This is a genomic window from Aliiglaciecola sp., assembly GCF_039982535.1.
Taxonomy (GTDB): domain Bacteria; phylum Pseudomonadota; class Gammaproteobacteria; order Enterobacterales; family Alteromonadaceae; genus Aliiglaciecola.
The window spans coordinates 103,989-120,558 of sequence record NZ_JBDWYG010000041.1 but is presented as its reverse complement, the minus strand read 5'-3'; the positions used below and the strand labels follow the sequence as shown (position 1 = coordinate 120,558).

16 protein-coding genes and 3 tRNA genes are annotated in these 16,570 nt (G+C 41.4%); 6 read left to right on the top strand and 13 right to left on the bottom strand.

The features are described from left to right. Window positions 1-120 precede the first annotated feature (120 nt). The 6 genes from phhA to pspA all read right to left on the bottom strand — a co-directional run bounded on the left by phhA (window position 121) and on the right by pspA (window position 5,168). Window positions 121-921, bottom strand: a complete 801-nt coding sequence (gene phhA, locus ABJV04_RS13785) for a phenylalanine 4-monooxygenase (RefSeq protein WP_348492123.1) — start codon at window positions 919-921, stop codon at window positions 121-123. 212 nt (window positions 922-1,133) lie between these two features. Then, a complete protein-coding gene (locus tag ABJV04_RS13780) occupies window positions 1,134-2,186 on the bottom strand; it encodes a TIGR01620 family protein (RefSeq protein ID WP_348492122.1) in 1,053 nt (350 codons plus the stop codon). A gap of 4 nt (window positions 2,187-2,190) precedes the next feature. After that, a complete protein-coding gene (locus ABJV04_RS13775; protein WP_348492121.1) occupies window positions 2,191-3,624 on the bottom strand; it encodes a YcjX family protein in 1,434 nt (477 codons plus the stop codon). Between the two features lie 150 nt (window positions 3,625-3,774). After that, window positions 3,775-4,227 carry an envelope stress response membrane protein PspC gene (pspC, locus tag ABJV04_RS13770; protein WP_348492120.1) on the bottom strand — a complete coding sequence of 151 codons (453 nt, stop codon included), beginning with the start codon at window positions 4,225-4,227 and terminating at the stop codon, window positions 3,775-3,777. Beyond that, window positions 4,224-4,463 (bottom strand): envelope stress response membrane protein PspB, encoded by a 240-nt coding sequence (gene pspB / locus ABJV04_RS13765; RefSeq protein ID WP_348492118.1) that lies wholly within the window; start codon window positions 4,461-4,463, stop codon window positions 4,224-4,226. The genes pspC and pspB overlap by 4 nt, the downstream gene beginning before the upstream one ends. A 27-nt stretch (window positions 4,464-4,490) precedes the next feature. Further along, on the bottom strand, window positions 4,491-5,168 hold the full coding sequence (gene pspA, locus ABJV04_RS13760; protein WP_348492116.1) for a phage shock protein PspA: 678 nt from the start codon (window positions 5,166-5,168) through the stop codon (window positions 4,491-4,493). 310 nt (window positions 5,169-5,478) lie between these two features. Here pspA and pspF point away from each other — a divergent pair, with 310 nt between their 5' ends. Genes pspF through ABJV04_RS13730 form a run of 6 tightly spaced genes read left to right on the top strand, consistent with a single transcriptional unit; the run spans window position 5,479 to window position 11,915 of the window. Then, window positions 5,479-6,588 (top strand): phage shock protein operon transcriptional activator, encoded by a 1,110-nt coding sequence (pspF, locus tag ABJV04_RS13755; protein ID WP_348492114.1) that lies wholly within the window; start codon window positions 5,479-5,481, stop codon window positions 6,586-6,588. Between the two features lie 4 nt (window positions 6,589-6,592). Continuing rightward, window positions 6,593-8,230: an ABC transporter substrate-binding protein SapA gene (gene sapA, locus ABJV04_RS13750; protein ID WP_348492112.1), complete on the top strand. Its 1,638-nt coding sequence runs from the start codon at window positions 6,593-6,595 to the stop codon at window positions 8,228-8,230. Next, window positions 8,230-9,261, top strand: coding sequence for an ABC transporter permease (locus tag ABJV04_RS13745; RefSeq protein ID WP_348492161.1), 1,032 nt, complete (start codon window positions 8,230-8,232; stop codon window positions 9,259-9,261). The genes sapA and ABJV04_RS13745 overlap by 1 nt, the downstream gene beginning before the upstream one ends. Continuing rightward, window positions 9,248-10,141 carry an ABC transporter permease subunit gene (locus ABJV04_RS13740; protein ID WP_348492110.1) on the top strand — a complete coding sequence of 298 codons (894 nt, stop codon included), beginning with the start codon at window positions 9,248-9,250 and terminating at the stop codon, window positions 10,139-10,141. The genes ABJV04_RS13745 and ABJV04_RS13740 overlap by 14 nt, the downstream gene beginning before the upstream one ends. Then, window positions 10,141-11,136 carry an oligopeptide/dipeptide ABC transporter ATP-binding protein gene (locus tag ABJV04_RS13735; protein WP_348492108.1) on the top strand — a complete coding sequence of 332 codons (996 nt, stop codon included), beginning with the start codon at window positions 10,141-10,143 and terminating at the stop codon, window positions 11,134-11,136. The genes ABJV04_RS13740 and ABJV04_RS13735 overlap by 1 nt, the downstream gene beginning before the upstream one ends. Beyond that, window positions 11,133-11,915: an ATP-binding cassette domain-containing protein gene (locus tag ABJV04_RS13730; protein WP_348492106.1), complete on the top strand. Its 783-nt coding sequence runs from the start codon at window positions 11,133-11,135 to the stop codon at window positions 11,913-11,915. Before ABJV04_RS13735 ends, ABJV04_RS13730 begins: the two co-directional genes overlap by 4 nt. 71 nt (window positions 11,916-11,986) lie before the next feature. Here ABJV04_RS13730 and ABJV04_RS13725 read toward each other — a convergent pair whose 3' ends face one another. From ABJV04_RS13725 to csrA, 7 genes are all read right to left on the bottom strand, one after another. Further along, complete coding sequence (locus ABJV04_RS13725; protein WP_348492105.1) at window positions 11,987-13,117, bottom strand: sodium ion-translocating decarboxylase subunit beta; 1,131 nt, start codon at window positions 13,115-13,117, stop codon at window positions 11,987-11,989. Window positions 13,118-13,121: 4 nt separating this feature from the next. Further along, a complete protein-coding gene (oadA, locus tag ABJV04_RS13720; protein ID WP_348492104.1) occupies window positions 13,122-14,894 on the bottom strand; it encodes a sodium-extruding oxaloacetate decarboxylase subunit alpha in 1,773 nt (590 codons plus the stop codon). Between the two features lie 30 nt (window positions 14,895-14,924). Further along, window positions 14,925-15,182 (bottom strand): OadG family transporter subunit, encoded by a 258-nt coding sequence (locus ABJV04_RS13715; protein ID WP_348492103.1) that lies wholly within the window; start codon window positions 15,180-15,182, stop codon window positions 14,925-14,927. A 405-nt stretch (window positions 15,183-15,587) separates the two neighbouring features. Then, a tRNA-Arg gene (locus ABJV04_RS13710) sits at window positions 15,588-15,664 on the bottom strand. A gap of 208 nt (window positions 15,665-15,872) precedes the next feature. After that, a tRNA-Arg gene (locus ABJV04_RS13705) sits at window positions 15,873-15,949 on the bottom strand. 33 nt (window positions 15,950-15,982) lie between these two features. Next, window positions 15,983-16,075 (bottom strand) — tRNA-Ser (locus ABJV04_RS13700). Window positions 16,076-16,321: 246 nt separating this feature from the next. Then, window positions 16,322-16,537, bottom strand: a complete 216-nt coding sequence (csrA, locus tag ABJV04_RS13695) for a carbon storage regulator CsrA (protein WP_216050093.1) — start codon at window positions 16,535-16,537, stop codon at window positions 16,322-16,324. Window positions 16,538-16,570: the final 33 nt, after the last annotated feature.

Here is a 16,570-nt window from a genome sequence, read left to right as displayed (position 1 = left end):
AGTTAACCTAAATTTAAGACAAAGGGAGAAATACGTGCTTTTTGTAGGAACCATTGCAAACAAAAAGCACGGTTTAGTCTAGCCTGTAATTTTAAGGTTTGCCTTTAAACCTAATACAAATTAACTAACTAACTTGTCCTTGGCTTCAAACAGTGGCGCTTTCAAACCTAGTTTTTTAGCGGTGTTCACTAAGGCCATAACATCGAGTTGAGTTAATTCAAACAATTGTTCAAAGTGATTAAGGGTAAAGTAGATAGGCTGCATAATGTCTATTCTGTAGGGAGTTCGCAACGCCTCTAAAGGTGACATTTCTTGTCTAATCGGCTTATCACTCTCTAGAGCATATATAGTTTCACTTGGTGACGATAAGATCCCTCCTCCATAGATACGCATTCCTTCAGAGGTGTGCAGTAAACCGAATTCAACGGTGAACCAATACAATCGAGCCAAATATGCACGATCTTGTTTACTGGCGGCTAACCCTAATTTTCCGTAGGTATGAGTAAAATGCGCAAAAGATGGATTGGTCAGTAATGGACAATGACCGAAAATCTCATGGAAAATATCCGGTTCCTGAAGATAATCAAAATCTTCACGACTGCGGATAAAAGTGGCTACCGGAAATTTTTTATTCGCCAGTAATGTAAAAAAGGCGTCGAAATTAATCAATGATGGTACTTGCTCCACTTGCCAGCCAGTTGTTGCTGCCAACACTTCATTAACTTCACCTAATTGGGGGATTCGATCGGAAGGTAGATCAAGTAAATTAAGGCCCTCCATAAACTCATCACAGGCTCTATTTTCAATAATGGCGACTTGTCTTTTAAATAGGGATTGCCATACGGAATTTTCATTTTCCGACCAATCTACTAAACCATTTTGATCCATACTACGAGAGTAATATTTTGTTGATTTTGCCATCTGTATTCCTCGGCCTCAAAATTAACAGAAGCCATTTTTCGGTTCACTTTGTGGCTAACCACTAGTAGAAACCGATTTAAATTGCTGTACTCCAATTCCTTTAAGTCTACTTAAATCAACACAAAGGAACAGAAACAGAGGCATATACAGCTCACTCAAAAATGTAACATTATTTTTACATTTTTGAGTGTTTTTCTAATTTTTTCAGTAAGTTATGAAGTGACTTTTTTTAAGTCCGCTAACAGTTGTTGGCTTAATTTAGATAATCCAGGAGGTTTGCTCGCTATCCAAGGCAATGGACGGCAAGCGTGCATTGCTTTTATTCCTATTCGTGTGGTTAACACTCCGGCCCCTAACCCTTGCGCGACTCTTGATGATAATTTGCCGGTCACCCCAGCTCCAAGAGCATAATTTCCTGCGTCACTTATAATCTCAGCCGCTCCAGCTATTAACATCGATTTGAAGACCCGCTTAATCAAACTGATTCTTCCCCAGTATCCCAACTGTATTCCATAACATTGGCTCACTTGTTTGAGCATCACTAAGTTACGCCATAAAACCACTATCATATCTAACAAAGCAAAGGGACTAACTGCAATCATGGCTGCCGAAGCGGAGGCGTGTTTGGTTACGCAGGCTAAGGCTTTTTCATCAACTTTTTGTAATACTTTTTGCTCAAATAATTGTAAGACTTCACTGTCTACATGGTGTGCTTGCAATGCATTTTTCCACTGACTAATTTCCTGCTCATATTCTTCAGCAGGCAGATTCGCGATGAGCTTTTCACAAAAGCCTTCTGACTGACCAATAGTGGGTGCGGCAATCAATTGCTGCGCTTGTTGTTTAAATTGCTCGTGACGTTTCAGATGAGCCAATCCTCGCCACTGAGAAAACAACTCTTTGCCTGCCATTAGTACAATAAGTGTAAACAACACAAGCCAAATAGCAGATAAGTAGTCTTCAGATACAATCACTTCACGAATAAACAACGCCAGCTCAACGCATCCTAGACCTAATATCATCAACAATAGCCAGAATAACTTAGAGCTTTTCGCTGTTTTAGCGTCTTGCCCAATGTCGAGATCATCATGCTGCGCAACCGCGGAGTTGCTTTCTTCCCACTCCACTTCGTCAGCTAACAATGTCGCTGGTTTTATCTTATTCACGCCCCCTTCGTTAGGCGCACTAGTCACATTGTCTTGCTCTTCAGTCAGAATCAGACTCGATTGAATACTGTCTTTGCCCGTTTGCTCAGATTGACTCATAATTTCACTCCAACTTGTCACCCAACACAAACTGCAATACATGATCTAAGCGTATGTGTGGAAAGGCTATTTTATTATCGCTTTTGGGCATCGGCCGAAAATTCGGAAAAGCAAATCCTTGATGTTGCCAAAATGACTGATCAGGACACTCTTTAGGTACTTCTCCAGGAAACAAGGTAATAGTTTTACCGTCAATTGTTGTGCCCTTGAGCACCTGAATAGGTTCTCCATTTAAGGCACTACTACCAACCTGCGAGGTGCGAATAGCACTAAAAGCAGTAGACTCGGTTTCTACGCCTTCGTATTGAATATGTTGCCTGGCCTCATGGATCATTGACTCTAACAGCATCACCAAATTCGACTGTTGCTCGGGAGTGATGTGGTCAGACTTACTTGCTGCAAACATAAGCTTGTCAATATTAGGTGAGAAAATCCGCTTCAATATATTGCTGGTGCCATAATGAAAACTGCCCAACAACCAATTTATCGCTTTACGCAAATCGTTAAAGCTGTGGGCTCCCATATTTAATGCGGATAAACAATCGACTAAAATTATTTGTCGATCGAAGCGTTTAAAGTGCTTTTTATAAAATGGTTTAATGACTTTCTTTTGGTATTGTTCAAATCGACTATTTAGTAAGCCGAATAATGCACTTTGTTCACCTTTTTGCTGATTTTCTGTTACCCATTTAAGCTGAGTAGGCGTTAACGGGAAAAACTGCAAAACCGGTGCTCCGAGCAACTCCCCAGGAAGCACGAAACGTCCTGGTTGAATAAGTTGATATCCTTGTTCTTTGCAATTATGCAGAAACTGGGTAAACACCTCTGAAATACGCTGAATTTGCATTTCATCAGCCGTATCAGTTAAATCCAAAGTCGCTAACTCTGCTTTAAAGTTTTCAGCCAAAGAACTTTTGATTGGATCATGTAAGTCATCCCAGAAATTCTGACACCACTGTAAATAATCCAATTCTAATAAAGGTAAATCGAGCAGCCACTCCCCAGGATAATCGGTAATATCAAGGGTTAAAGTGCTGTGTTCTGAAACTAACCTGCGCAGTCGAGACTGATTGCGATATTTAATAAGTAGTCTTACCTGAGATACGCCATTGGTGGATTCCGGCCAGCGTGGTGGCTCGCTATTAAGACTTTCGAGGCCTTGCTCATAAGCAAAACGAGCTACGGTGACATCGGGTTGGACATCACGTTTAACACCAATAAGTCGATCTTCTGAGACGACGGAAAAAAACGGTAACTCGGATGAACCTCGAGCATTTAACAATTGATTGACCAAAGAGGTAATAAACGCTGTTTTACCACTTTTACTCAGACCAGTTACCGCCAAACTGACATGATGGTCCATCAACCGATGGCCTAATACCTTGGCTTGGCTTTGAAAACGTTGCATGGAAGCATTTTGGGATAATTTAGATAGCAATCAAATGACTCCTGAAATCACAAAACAGGTTAGGGAGGGAAGTATAATAAAGAATCTTACCTTTGTTTAAGTGAGAAACAACTACACCTGAATAGTCAAATTCTCGGTGCAGTTATGAATCGTAATGCAAGTTGTGAGCAGAATAAGTGCTTACAGCTTATTTATTTCCCTATTCAATTGAAACTCAGATGAAGTCACATAGGTTTCAATTTTTCTCAAACGAGCTTCAGTGCGCAAATATTGTTGTTTGATATCATAAAAAGCTTGTTTTGGTGGCTCTCCAGCCTGCCATACCTTTGCTTTAACAGATACTTTTTTATCAGCATCATCAATATCATTGTGCCAGCCTTTAACGCCAGATTTACCGTGGAAGTGATGTTGGCTTTGGGCCGCATGCTTAGATTCAGGTGATTTTTTGTCTAGAATAAACCAAGCTGCGATATAAAATACTGGGATAAAAGGCCCGGCTAACAACAACATAGCGGCTACAGCAGCAATGCGAACTAACCAAGTCTCTATTCCGAAGTATTCAGCAATCCCTGCACAGACACCGGCTATTTTTCCATTTTCCGAATCTCGCTGTAATTGCTTGCGTGCTGTCATGATTTATTTCTCCAATCTGGTGATTCTGCATCCAAAATAGCTTCTAAAGTTTGAATACGATCCGCCATTATTTCAGCCTTATTGGATAACTCCTGTAATGACTTATATTCATCTTCAGATAACCCTTGGCTGACCTGCTTTTTGCTTCGGTAATGCAAAATCAACCAAATAGGTGCGACAATTATCATGAAAATAATAGTAGGCACACCTACAGTCACAATCAATATATCTTCCACAGTCTTACTCCTTCCTGGCTACTACTTTTATTTTTTAGCTTTTGTATTTTTAGTCTGTACTTTTTTCTTAAGTGCCGCCAGTTCATCATCAATCACATCGTCAGATTCCAAATCAGCAAACTCATCAGCTAAGGTTTTCTTACCTAGATCATAGGCATCAACCTGCGATTCTAAATCATCAATTTTACGTTCGTATTGTTCAAAACGTCCCATCGCAGCATCAACTTTACTACTATCTAAAGTACGTTTCACTTCAAGACGAGAGCTCACTGTCTTCTGACGCATAATAATCGTTTTCTGACGAGCTTTGGCATCCGCCAATTTGTCTTGTAGTTGACTAATTTCGCCTTGTAGCTTACTGATTTGCTCATCAATAAGTGACAATTCCTTAGCAAGAGATTCACTGTGCTCTACACATTTTTTCTTCTCTTGTAGGGCTGCCCTTGCAAGGTCTTCACGGTCTTTGCTTAGAGCCAATTCCGCTTTAGCCTGCCAGTCTTCTGCTTCACCATTTAATTTGGTGATTTGCGAACTTATATCTTTTTTGTTCGCTAAGGTTTTAGCTGAGGCAGAACGCACTTCAACTAATGTATCTTCCATTTCTTGAATAATGAGACGAACCATTTTTTCTGGATCTTCAGCCTTATCAAGTAATGAATTAATATTTGAGTTCACGATGTCTGTAAAACGCGAGAAGATACCCATAATCTTTTCCTCTACTTCAAGTTATCAAATAAATGCTTTTGGCATTTGCTGCATTAACTTATTCAATATACAGGCCAACTAATCAATTTATATTAACCTTATGATTTTTAAATAAAAATAATTTTATTCCTTAACTTTGTGATTTTAGCGTATTATGATTATCAACCACATATTAGCGGATTAGACCACTTTTTATTTTGATGTACACATGAACGAGTAAAAACCTTGAGGTTTTATCTCTTTGAACATGATTAGCATCTTCGATAAAGTCGTTTAATCTCCACAACTTTCAAATAGAGGACACCTGTCAATGAGCCGATTTCGTCAACAAGACAATCTGCTGGGACAATCCAATAGCTTCCTTGAAGTACTTGAACAAATCTCTCAAATTGCTCCCTTAAACAAGCCGGTTTTAATCATTGGAGAAAGGGGGACAGGTAAAGAACTTGTGGCAGCTCGGCTGCATTACCTATCTAAGCGTTGGGAACAAAATTATTTAAAGCTCAATTGTGCAGCCTTGAGTGAAAGTTTATTAGAAACCGAGCTTTTTGGTTATGAAGCTGGCGCGTTTACAGGCGCACAAAAACGCCGTGAAGGTCGTTTCGAGGTGGCTAACAACGGCACCTTGTTCTTAGATGAACTAGCCAATACCTCTGGTCTGATCCAAGAAAAGCTGCTTCGAGTCATCGAGTATGGTGAATTTGAACGTGTGGGCGGTTCCCGCTCGGTAAAAGTGGATGTTCGAATTGTCGCTGCCACCAACGAAGACTTGCCCTCTCTGGCTGCTTCAGGGGAGTTTAGACCGGACTTATTAGATCGACTCGCATTCGATGTTATTACGCTCCCTCCTCTACGAGAGCGGCTTGATGATATTATGATGCTGGCTGAACATTTTGCCATAAACATGGCTAGAGAATTAGAAATGGAATTGTTTAGCGGTTTTACAGAAAAAGCTAAACGCACATTGCTTGAATATGAATGGCCTGGCAACATTCGTGAATTGAAGAATGTAGTGGAGCGAGCCGTATATCGCAGTAACAACCCCCATGTGCCCGTTCATCAAATCATTATCGATCCCTTTGAGTCCATATATCGCCCAACAGGCAGAATAAAAACCCAAGACAGAATTACCGCTGTTGCACCTACGCCAGCAACCTCTCAACCTGTTGCAGTAGACAACTCAAGCACTAATGATGAACCTAAGGTAGCAGCAAAGGACACTAAAACGTTGCAGTTCCCCGTTGATTTAAAAAACCTATCCCAAGACTTTGAAGTAGATTTAATTAAACAAGCTCTAGCAGATAGTCAATTTAATCAAAAAAAGACCGCAGAGAAACTCTCTTTGACGTATCATCAATTACGCGGCTATCTGAAAAAGTATAATTTGTTGGATACTTCCCCGGAAGATATAGAAGATTAAGGTAATGCATTTTAAAAACGCCAATCGATTTTTGCGCTCCACATTTGCTGCTTTTTCAGCAGTAATCGCGCTGAGTTTAAGCGGTTGCTTTGATAAAACCACTGAAACATCTCCTGTTACGGGTGTGATTTATTGCTCTGAGGGAAACCCGACTAGCTTCAACCCACAACTGGACACCTCTAGCACCACCTCGGATGCATCTTCCCATCAAATTTACGATCGTTTGCTCAACTTCGATCCGCAATCTGGAAAAATCGTCCCCGCATTGGCCAGTAGTTGGCTGATTAGCCAAGATGGCCTGACTTACACCTTTCAACTTAGGCGAGGTGTTAAATTCCACGATACAGAATACTTTTCCCCTTCTAGAACCTTCAATGCTGACGACGTTATTTTCAGTATCGAACGCTGGCGAGTCCCTACTCATCCATATCATTATGTCTCTGGCGGTAATTATCCGTATTTTACGAGCATTGGCCTAATTGACTTAATCTCAAAAGTAAAACGGATAAATGGTTACCGCGTGGAAATTACCCTATCCCGCCCAGACAGTTCTTTTTTGGCTAATTTAGCCACAGACTTCGCAGTGATTCTTTCTGCTGAGTACGCACAAAAACTTACCCAGAGTAAACAAAAAGAACGGATCGATAATTATCCTATCGGCACAGGTCCTTTTAAATTTGTAGAGTACAAAAAGGACCACTATATTCGCTACAAAAAGCACCAAGATTATTGGCAGCATGAAAACGCGCCGGAAAAACTAATCTTCGACATAACCACCACTAGCTCACTGCGATTAGCCAAGCTAATGACCGGAGAATGTGATGCTATCGCTTTTCCAGCCCACAGTGAGCTTGACACTATTCGTGAAAGAGAAGATTTAACCTTAGATGGTAGGCCAGGTCTGAATGTTGGATTTTGGGCGTTTAACACCTCAAAATATCCATTCAATAACCCTAAAGTAAGACGGGCATTGGCCATGGCCATTGATAAAAACACCTTACTTGAAGCTGTGTATTATGGCAGCGCGGTAAGTGCAAAAAGTTTGCTGCCTGAGTCATCATGGGCTTATCAGTCTGATATTAGTGAAACCAATTACAATCCAGTGCTATCCCGCAAACTACTAAGAGAAAGTGGCATAGATGAAGGCTTCACCATGAATATTTGGGCCATGCCCGTTGAAAGAGCTTACAACCCTAATGCTCGAAAAATGGCTGAGCTAATGCAAAACTATCTTATTCAAGTGGGTATTCAAGTTAATATTGTAAGTTATGAGTGGACGACTTTTCGTGAGAAGCTCAAAGAAGGGCAACATGACTCGGTACTCATTGGTTGGTCAGCTGATAATGGCGATCCGGATAACTTTTATCGACCTTTATTATCGTGTTCAGCAATAGAGTCAGGCACCAACCGAGCTATGTGGTGTTCAGATGAATATGACTCCCTTATCAATCAAGCGTTACAATACTCTGAAATTGAACAAAGAATTGAATATTATAAATTGGCCAATAAATTGTTAGCCGAACAAATGCCTTTGCTGCCATTGGCCCATGCTTATCGTTATCGAGCACATCGACGGGAGCTTAATGGCTTAGTCATTAATCCATTTGGTGCAATTCGTTTTGGGGATGTTGATAAACAATGATGCTGATCCAAATTATTCGAAAATTCAATTTGCTAATTCTTACCTTATTTGTATTAAGCGTTTTGTCTTTTTCGTTAGTGTATTTATTTCCTGGCGACCCACTAGTCAATTTAACAGGTATCAAATACACCTCTGACGAAACCCATCAATATCTAACAGAACTCCATGGTTTCGATCATTCTTATATTTATCAATATTGGGTGTATCTAAATAACCTTGTAGAGGGGCAATGGGGGCTGAGCTTTAGTTCTGATAATCCATTATGGGAAGAAATCTCCCAGACCCTGCCAGCAAGCATGGAATTAAGTGCTTACGCGTTACTATTTTCATTGTTAATTGGCGTCCCTTTGGGGTTTTTAGCCGGCTTTCAACACTACAAAACTTCTGATTACAGTTTGTTAGCGGCAAGTGTTATCGGCTATTCCACACCTGTTTTTTGGTTGTCGCTGATTATGATTCTGGTGTTTTCGTTGCAACTGGGCTGGTTTCCATTGTCGGGGAGAATTAGTTTACTGTTTGATATTCCCCATCAAACAGGCTTTATGTTTATCGATATTTTTTTGAGTGATTTTGAGTTTAAAAACGATGCCGCTCGAAGTGCCCTGCAGCATTTAATTTTGCCGACCTTATCTTTAACCATAGTTACTGCATCTATTATTTTTCGCATTACCCGTCGTTCAGTTATCGATGTGATGGCAAGTCAATATATTCTGACCGCTTACACCCGTGGGTTGAGCGGTTTACAAGTGGTTTTTCGTCATGGGGTTAGAAATGCGCTGATTCCTATTATTCCATTATTTGGGATGCAATTTGCAGTGCTACTTACCAACGCCATGATCGTTGAAGTAATTTTCTCGTGGCCAGGCATTGGCAATTGGTTAATTCAGGCCATTTATCAGCGAGATTATCCAGCGATAAGAGCCGGGATGCTTGCAGTTTCAACTATAGTAATTATTTTGACTGTCTGTACCGACTTATTTGCAAAACTGCTTAATCCAGCACTGACGGGAGAACGTCGTGCCCAAATTTGATATCTACCAAGAAGAGTTTCATCCATCACCATTAATTCACACATGGTGGGAGTTTCGTAAGAGCCATATTGCTGTCCTCGGCTTATGGATTCTGGCATTTTTTGTTTTTCTAGTGGTTTTTGGCCCCCTTATCGCGCCTTTCGATCCTGTTTTGCAAAACCCCAATGCATTTTTAGTCAAACCGTCTTGGGATGTAAATGGCTCTATTCGCCACTTGTTTGGTACCGACAGTTTAGGCAGAGACCTGCTCTCGCGGCTGATTTACGGCTGCAGAATGACCCTGGGTATCAGTTTATTGTTGGTCTTATTAGCCATGCTGGTTGGCGTGGCATTAGGAGCGCTTGCAGGTCTAACTCACGGCGTACGTTCTAGTGTATTGAACCACTTATTAGATTCCATTCTTGCTATACCAACGCTGCTTATTGCTATTGTCATAGTCGGTATTTTAGGAGTGGGTTTGGTGAACAGTATGTGGGCCATCAGTTTGGCTCTGATCCCACAGTTTGTGCATAACACCCGAGAAGTAGTTAGAACAGAAATGGCCAAAGAATATATTTTGGCCTCTAAATTAGATGGTGCTAAAAATACCTATCTATTCTTCTACTGTATTTTACCTAATATGTACGAAATGTTGGTTGTACAGGGAACCATGGCTTTATCCATTGCGATTTTAGATATTAGTGCTCTAGGATTTTTAGGTTTGGGGGCACAAGCGCCAGCACCAGAGTTGGGAACAATGCTTTCTGAAGGCTTACGTGTAGCTTACAAATCTCCTTGGAGTATTGCCTTGCCCGGCAGCGCGATATTCTTGATGGTGTTATCAGTTAATGTAGTAGGTGATGGACTTCGCTCTGCCCTTCGAAATAGGCTGCAACGATAATGGCTTTATTAGACATCAAAAACCTAACCTTGGAAATCAACGGTTCAACGGGCTGGATTAAAGCCCTCGATAAAGTGAACTTACGTATCGAAGAAGGAGAAATCCGTGCCCTCGTGGGTGAATCTGGTTCAGGTAAAAGTTTGATCGTTAGAGCCGTGGTTGGCGCAATACCCGAAAACTGGCGACTAACCGCAGATAGGCTCACGTGGAAAGGACGAGACTTACTTAAAATTAGCCAATCTGAAAGACGTAAAATAATGCGTAGTGAAATAGCGGTAATATTTCAAAACCCCGTGGCGTCACTCGATCCCTCATCCACCCTTGGTGAGCAATTAATAGAAAGTATTCCAGGACATATTTTAAAGGGCAAGTGGTTTTGGCAGAGAAGCCAACACAAGCTGCAAATCGCAATAAAACTGCTGCATAAGGTTGGCATTAAGGATCACAAAAAGTATTTACAGGCTTACCCTAACCAAATTGCCGATGATATAGGTCAGAAATTTTTAATCGCATGTGCATTAGTGTCATCTCCCCAGTTATTAATCGCTGATGACCCAACCCGAGGCATGGAAATCACCACGAAAATACAAATATTAAAATTACTTGCGCAACTAAATAAGACCCGTAATTTAAGTATTTTATTCGTAAGTCACGATTTACTCGCCATCTCCAGCATGGCAAACAAAATGACCGTTTTATATTGTGGGCAAACCGTAGAAGATGGCAAAATGGCGCAGTTGCGCAAGCGTCCGTTGCATCCATACACTAAAGCACTGTTAGACAGTGCGCCAAGTTTTAGAAAAGACTTACCACCTAAATCGCCTCTTTCGACCCTTGATGGCACCATCCCTACTTTGCAACATTTACCCATAGGTTGTCGCTTAGGCCCACGCTGTCCTCGAGCCCAACGAGAATGTGTAAAGGTCCCTGAGTTACGATACGTTCAAGATCATTTTTACAGTTGCCACTTCCCTTTGATACGAGAAAAAGAATGACAGCTTTACTGAAGGTTGAAAACCTCGAGTACACCCAAAAACCCGTAAGAAGTCTGTTTAAGAAACAGTCCGGATTCACCTTAGGTAAAATAAACTTTGAGCTTAATGAAGGAGAAACCTTAGCCATACTCGGCGAGAATGGTTCGGGAAAATCACTTTTAGGCAAACTTTTAGTGGGAGCTGAAAAACCCACGTCGGGTAATATTTACCTGAATAATCAGAAGTTATCCCCGCACAATTTACGACAACGCTGTTTAAATATTCGCATGATTTTTCAACACAGCAATGAGTCCTTAAATCCAGGCATCAACATCGCCAAAATATTGGAAGGACCGTTAATTCTTAACACCAAACTAAAAGCCTCAGAACGACTACAAAAAATTGAACAAACCTTGAAGTTAGTTGGTTTATTGCCTGACCACATGTTCTTTTATCGGCATATGTTATCCGATGGTCAACGACAGCGCCTAGCTTTAGCCAAAGCCCTGATCCTAGATCCGCAAGTCATAGTCGCCGATGAACCTTTTGCAGCCTTAGATCCGTCTGTTCGTTCACAAACCATAAACCTAATTATGAAATTGCAAAAAGACCTAGGTTTGGGGTTTATCTTTATTTCCCATAATTTAGGCATCATTCGTCATATTAGTGATCGCGTATTAATTCTTCAAAACGGTAATTTGGTGGAAGCGGGTAAAACCGATGTGGTATTTAACTGGCCTAAAAGTTCATACACCGAAAAACTTGTCAAATCTCACCAGTCTCTTATTACCCCCAATTAACTTTGCGCATAAAAAAACCCGCAGTGATGAACAGCTGCGGGTTTTGTTGATGTTTTTAAGCAGTCGCTAACTTAGCCAACCAAAGCTAGCAATATACCTGCAGCTACAGCTGACCCTAATACGCCTGCTACATTAGGTCCCATGGCGTGCATCAGCAAAAAGTTATGGGGGTTTGCTTGTAGCCCCACTTTGTTAACAACTCTTGCCGCCATAGGAACAGCTGAAACCCCTGCTGCACCGATTAACGGATTAATATCTGCCTTGCTATACTTATTCATTAATTTTGCCATTAGAACGCCTGTGGCGGTTCCTATGGCAAATGCAACGGCACCTAAAGCTAATATACCTAGGGTTTCTGCTTTCAAAAATTTATCAGCAGACAATTTAGAGCCCACTGCCAAACCTAAGAATATCGTAACGACATTAATCAACTCGTTTTGCGCGGTATTACTTAGTCTATCCACTACCCCACACTCTTTCATTAGGTTGCCTAAACAGAACATACCAACTAAAGGCGTTGCGGTAGGTAAGAACAAAATAGTCATTAGTAGCACCGCTAGTGGGAAAACGATTTTTTCTCGTTTTGAGACTATACGTAATTGCCCCATCTGAATTTGTCGTTCTTCTGGGTTAGTTAGTGCTTTCATGATTGGCGGTTGAATTATCGGCACTAAGGCCATGTAGGAATAAGCGGCAACGGCTATAGTTCCTAATAATTCAGGGGCTAGTTTTGACGCTAAGAAAATAGCTGTCGGTCCATCCGCACCACCAATGATGGCAATAGCAGCGGCATCTTTTAAGGTAAACTCAAGACCCGGCACAAAATTAAGTAGTATTGCCCCTAGTAGGGTGGCAAAAATACCAAACTGTGCTGCAGCGCCAAGTAAAAGCATACGCGGGTTTGCAATAAGCGCACTAAAATCAGTCATTGCTCCTACGCCCATGAAAATAAGCAGAGGGAACACCCCTGTATCGATTCCAATAGCATAGATGTAATGCAGTAACCCACCAGCTTCACTAAAACCGGCTAACGGGATATTGGTTAGTAGGGCACCAAATCCGATAGGCAATAATAATAATGGTTCGAATTTTTTAACGATGGCCAGATAAAGCAGCAATAGGCCAACCACCATCATGATCACCTGACCGGCTTCGAAATGCGCAAGGGCAGTGCTTTGCCACAGGATTTCTAACTTCTCCATGGAATTATCCTACACTCAATAAAGGTTGGCCAGATTGAACTGCTTCACCTTCGGCAACAAACACTTCGGTAATAGTGCCGCTTTCGGTAGCCCGTATTTCTGTCTCCATTTTCATCGCTTCCATAATAATGACCACATCACCTTCACTTATCTCATCTCCTTCACGGACTAAGACTTTGAAAATGTTACCGGCTAAAGGTGCATTTAATTCAGCACCTTGAACTGGGTATAAAGTAGGGATGGGAGTTTCTGAGCTTTTTACTGAAGACAACTGCCCACTGGGTGCCACTTCGACTTCATAAGACTTACCATCAACCCGTACTGAGTAACTTTCCGCTTTTCCTTGGGCGGGTGCTGCAGCAGCTGCCTCGGGCTTAGTGTCGGCCACACCAGTAGGTACAGGTTCAAATGCGTCAGGATTTCCTCTGTTTTGCAAAAACTTAAGTCCAATTTGTGGAAACAGTGCGTAAGTCAACACATCATCCACTTGGTCATCTGCTAAGGTGATATTTTGCTGTTGAGCAATATCTGTCAACTCAGCCGTTAAGCTAGCTAATTCAGGCTCAATCAGATCAGCAGGTCGACAACTAATGGGTTCTTGACCATCCAGTACTCTGGCTTGTAATTCTGCATTCACAGGGGCTGCAGTTGCGCCATACTCACCTTTAAGTACGCCAGCCGTTTCCTTAGTGATACTCTTGTATCGCTCGCCTGTTAGAACATTTAAGACAGATTGAGAACCAACAATTTGTGATGTCGGCGTTACCAAAGGAATAAAACCAAGGTCTTCTCTTACCTTAGGAATTTCTTTAAGCACCTCATCCATTTTATCTTCTGCGCCTTGCTCACGAAGTTGATTTTCCATATTGGTCAACATTCCGCCAGGGACTTGGGCGATGAGAATTCGAGCATCGACGCCTTTCAAGCTTCCTTCGAATTTCGCGTATTTTTTCCGTACTTCTCGGAAATAACTGGCGATTTCAGCCATTAAGTGCAGATCTAAGCCAGTATCTCTGTCTGTACCTTCAACAATTGACATTATGGTTTCAGTGGCACTGTGTCCGTAAGTCATACTCATAGAAGAGACAGCACAATCAACCATATCAATACCGGCATCAATGGCCTTCTGATAAGTTGCAGTACTTAAACCTGTGGTAGCATGGCATTGCATTGCAATAGGCACACTGATAATTTCTTTCAAACGAGTGATTAACTCTTCACATTCATAGGGCTTCAACAAGCCCGCCATATCTTTAATGCACAAGGAATGAATCCCCATATCCTCTAAAGATTTAGCCATATCTAACCAGCGCTCAAGAGTATGTACAGGGCTTACAGTATAAGAAATAGTCCCTTGTGCATGGGCCCCTACCGAGACCACAGATTTAATTGCAGTCTCTAAGTTTCGCGTATCATTCATAGCATCAAAAATACGGAAAACATCCACACCGTTGGTATGCGCTCGCTCTACAAACTTTTCAACCACATCATCAGCATAGTGACGGTAACCTAAAAGGTTTTGCCCTCTTAACAACATCTGTTGAGGTGTGTTTGGCATCGCTTTTTTCAATTGACGGATACGATCCCAAGGATCTTCGCCAAGATATCGAATACAAGAGTCGAATGTAGCGCCTCCCCAAGATTCCATTGACCAAAAACCAACTTTATCTAATTTATCTGCGATGGGTAGCATATCGTCCAAACGCATTCTGGTGGCTAATAAAGATTGATGTGCGTCGCGCAGTACCAATTCAGTTATTTTAAGGGGGTTACTCATGGAGGCTCCTAAAAGATCGATTTATTTAGTCTATCTATTCTTTCGATATTGATGAACTGCTGCGGTTATAGCTGCAATTGGTACAGAAGAACTTGATTTATCAGTAGTGACTTTCCTTTGCGTCCTAGCGGCAGCCGCAGGTACGACTTCTTCAGGAAGTCTACGGTTAATGGCAGCAATTAAATTGACTGCACCGATTAGTAGCGTTAGAAAGACAAACACCACAACCATGCCCACTACCATCAAGTTGGCAGCTTCAATTAGTAATTCAGAAATGGACGCTTGCATATAATTCACACTATTATTTATTTAGGTAAGGATAAGTATCACCTAAGCATTGAAAACTCAACTAAAATCCACAAAGTGAACTTTAATTTGGCGGTATTTATTCAACTTTTTTGAATCTTTACCCAAGCATATTAATCATGTGGCTAGTTCCAGCAATCAATCAGCAAGCCTGTTTATTTGAATATGGCGAACATCTATTGCTTCTATAGCTAAGTTAATTTTAATGCAAAGGCAGGCTATCATATCAATCGTGGGGTTTAGATTAATATTATTTATTGGGAATTACTTATAAATATTTAATTTAGTTTAATTTACAGGCATAAAAAAACCGCTTTTAAAAAAGCGGTTTTTTTAAAATCGTTACTCACGATTTTGTTGAAGTTCCTGTGGAGCTTCGATTCAATGTGGCGCGTGTGGAAGGATTCGAACCTCCGACCGCCTGGTTCGTAGCCAGGTACTCTATCCAGCTGAGCTACACACGCGTGGTTTCTAACTTACTCTGTACTAACTGTTAAAACCTAAAAGCGATTCTAACATTATCGAACCTCCTGCGGAGCTTCGATTTAATATGGCGCGTGTGGAAGGATGATTTCAGGCATCCTGCCTTACACCCCTCCGGGGCCGCGCTTCGCACGTTCAAAATCGTTCCTGACGATTTTGTCGAACCTCCTGCGGAGCTTCGATTTAATATGGCGCGTGTGGAAGGATTCGAACCTCCGACCGCCTGGTTCGTAGCCAGGTACTCTATCCAGCTGAGCTACACACGCGTAAAACATTTATCAACCATCTCTAAAAAGAAATGGCGGAGAGAGAGGGATTCGAACCCTCGATAGGGCTATAAACCCTATACTCCCTTAGCAGGGGAGCGCCTTCAGCCACTCGGCCACCTCTCCAAATGTGGGAGCGAAGTTTACTGAATCACGAAAGGAAGTCAAACCTTTTTTTACACTTTACTACCTGTATGCTGGGATTTTAAACGATCAGCTTAAAACTGCAATGTTATGCTGGGTTTTTAACCGATTTTTCAGCGTAATAATTATTATCTGCCCTGAAAGTTTTTTTAAAATAATTGAAAATATTTAAAAAAAAGCAAAAAAAAAGACTGGTAAACCAGTCTTTTTTAACGTTTTTACTTCGTTTTACTCAACATCTTCGCTTGAATTGCCAGAACGTTCGCTAGCTGTTCCATTTTTTTCTGCTTGAATGCGCATGTAAATTTCTTCTCGATGCACAGATACTTCTTTAGGAGCATTAACCCCTATTCTTACCTGATTCCCTTTAACACCCAATACGGTTACGGTGACTTCATCACCTACCATCAAGGTCTCACCTACACGACGGGTTAAAATTAGCATTCTATTGCTCCTTTTGCGTTATACCACAATGTT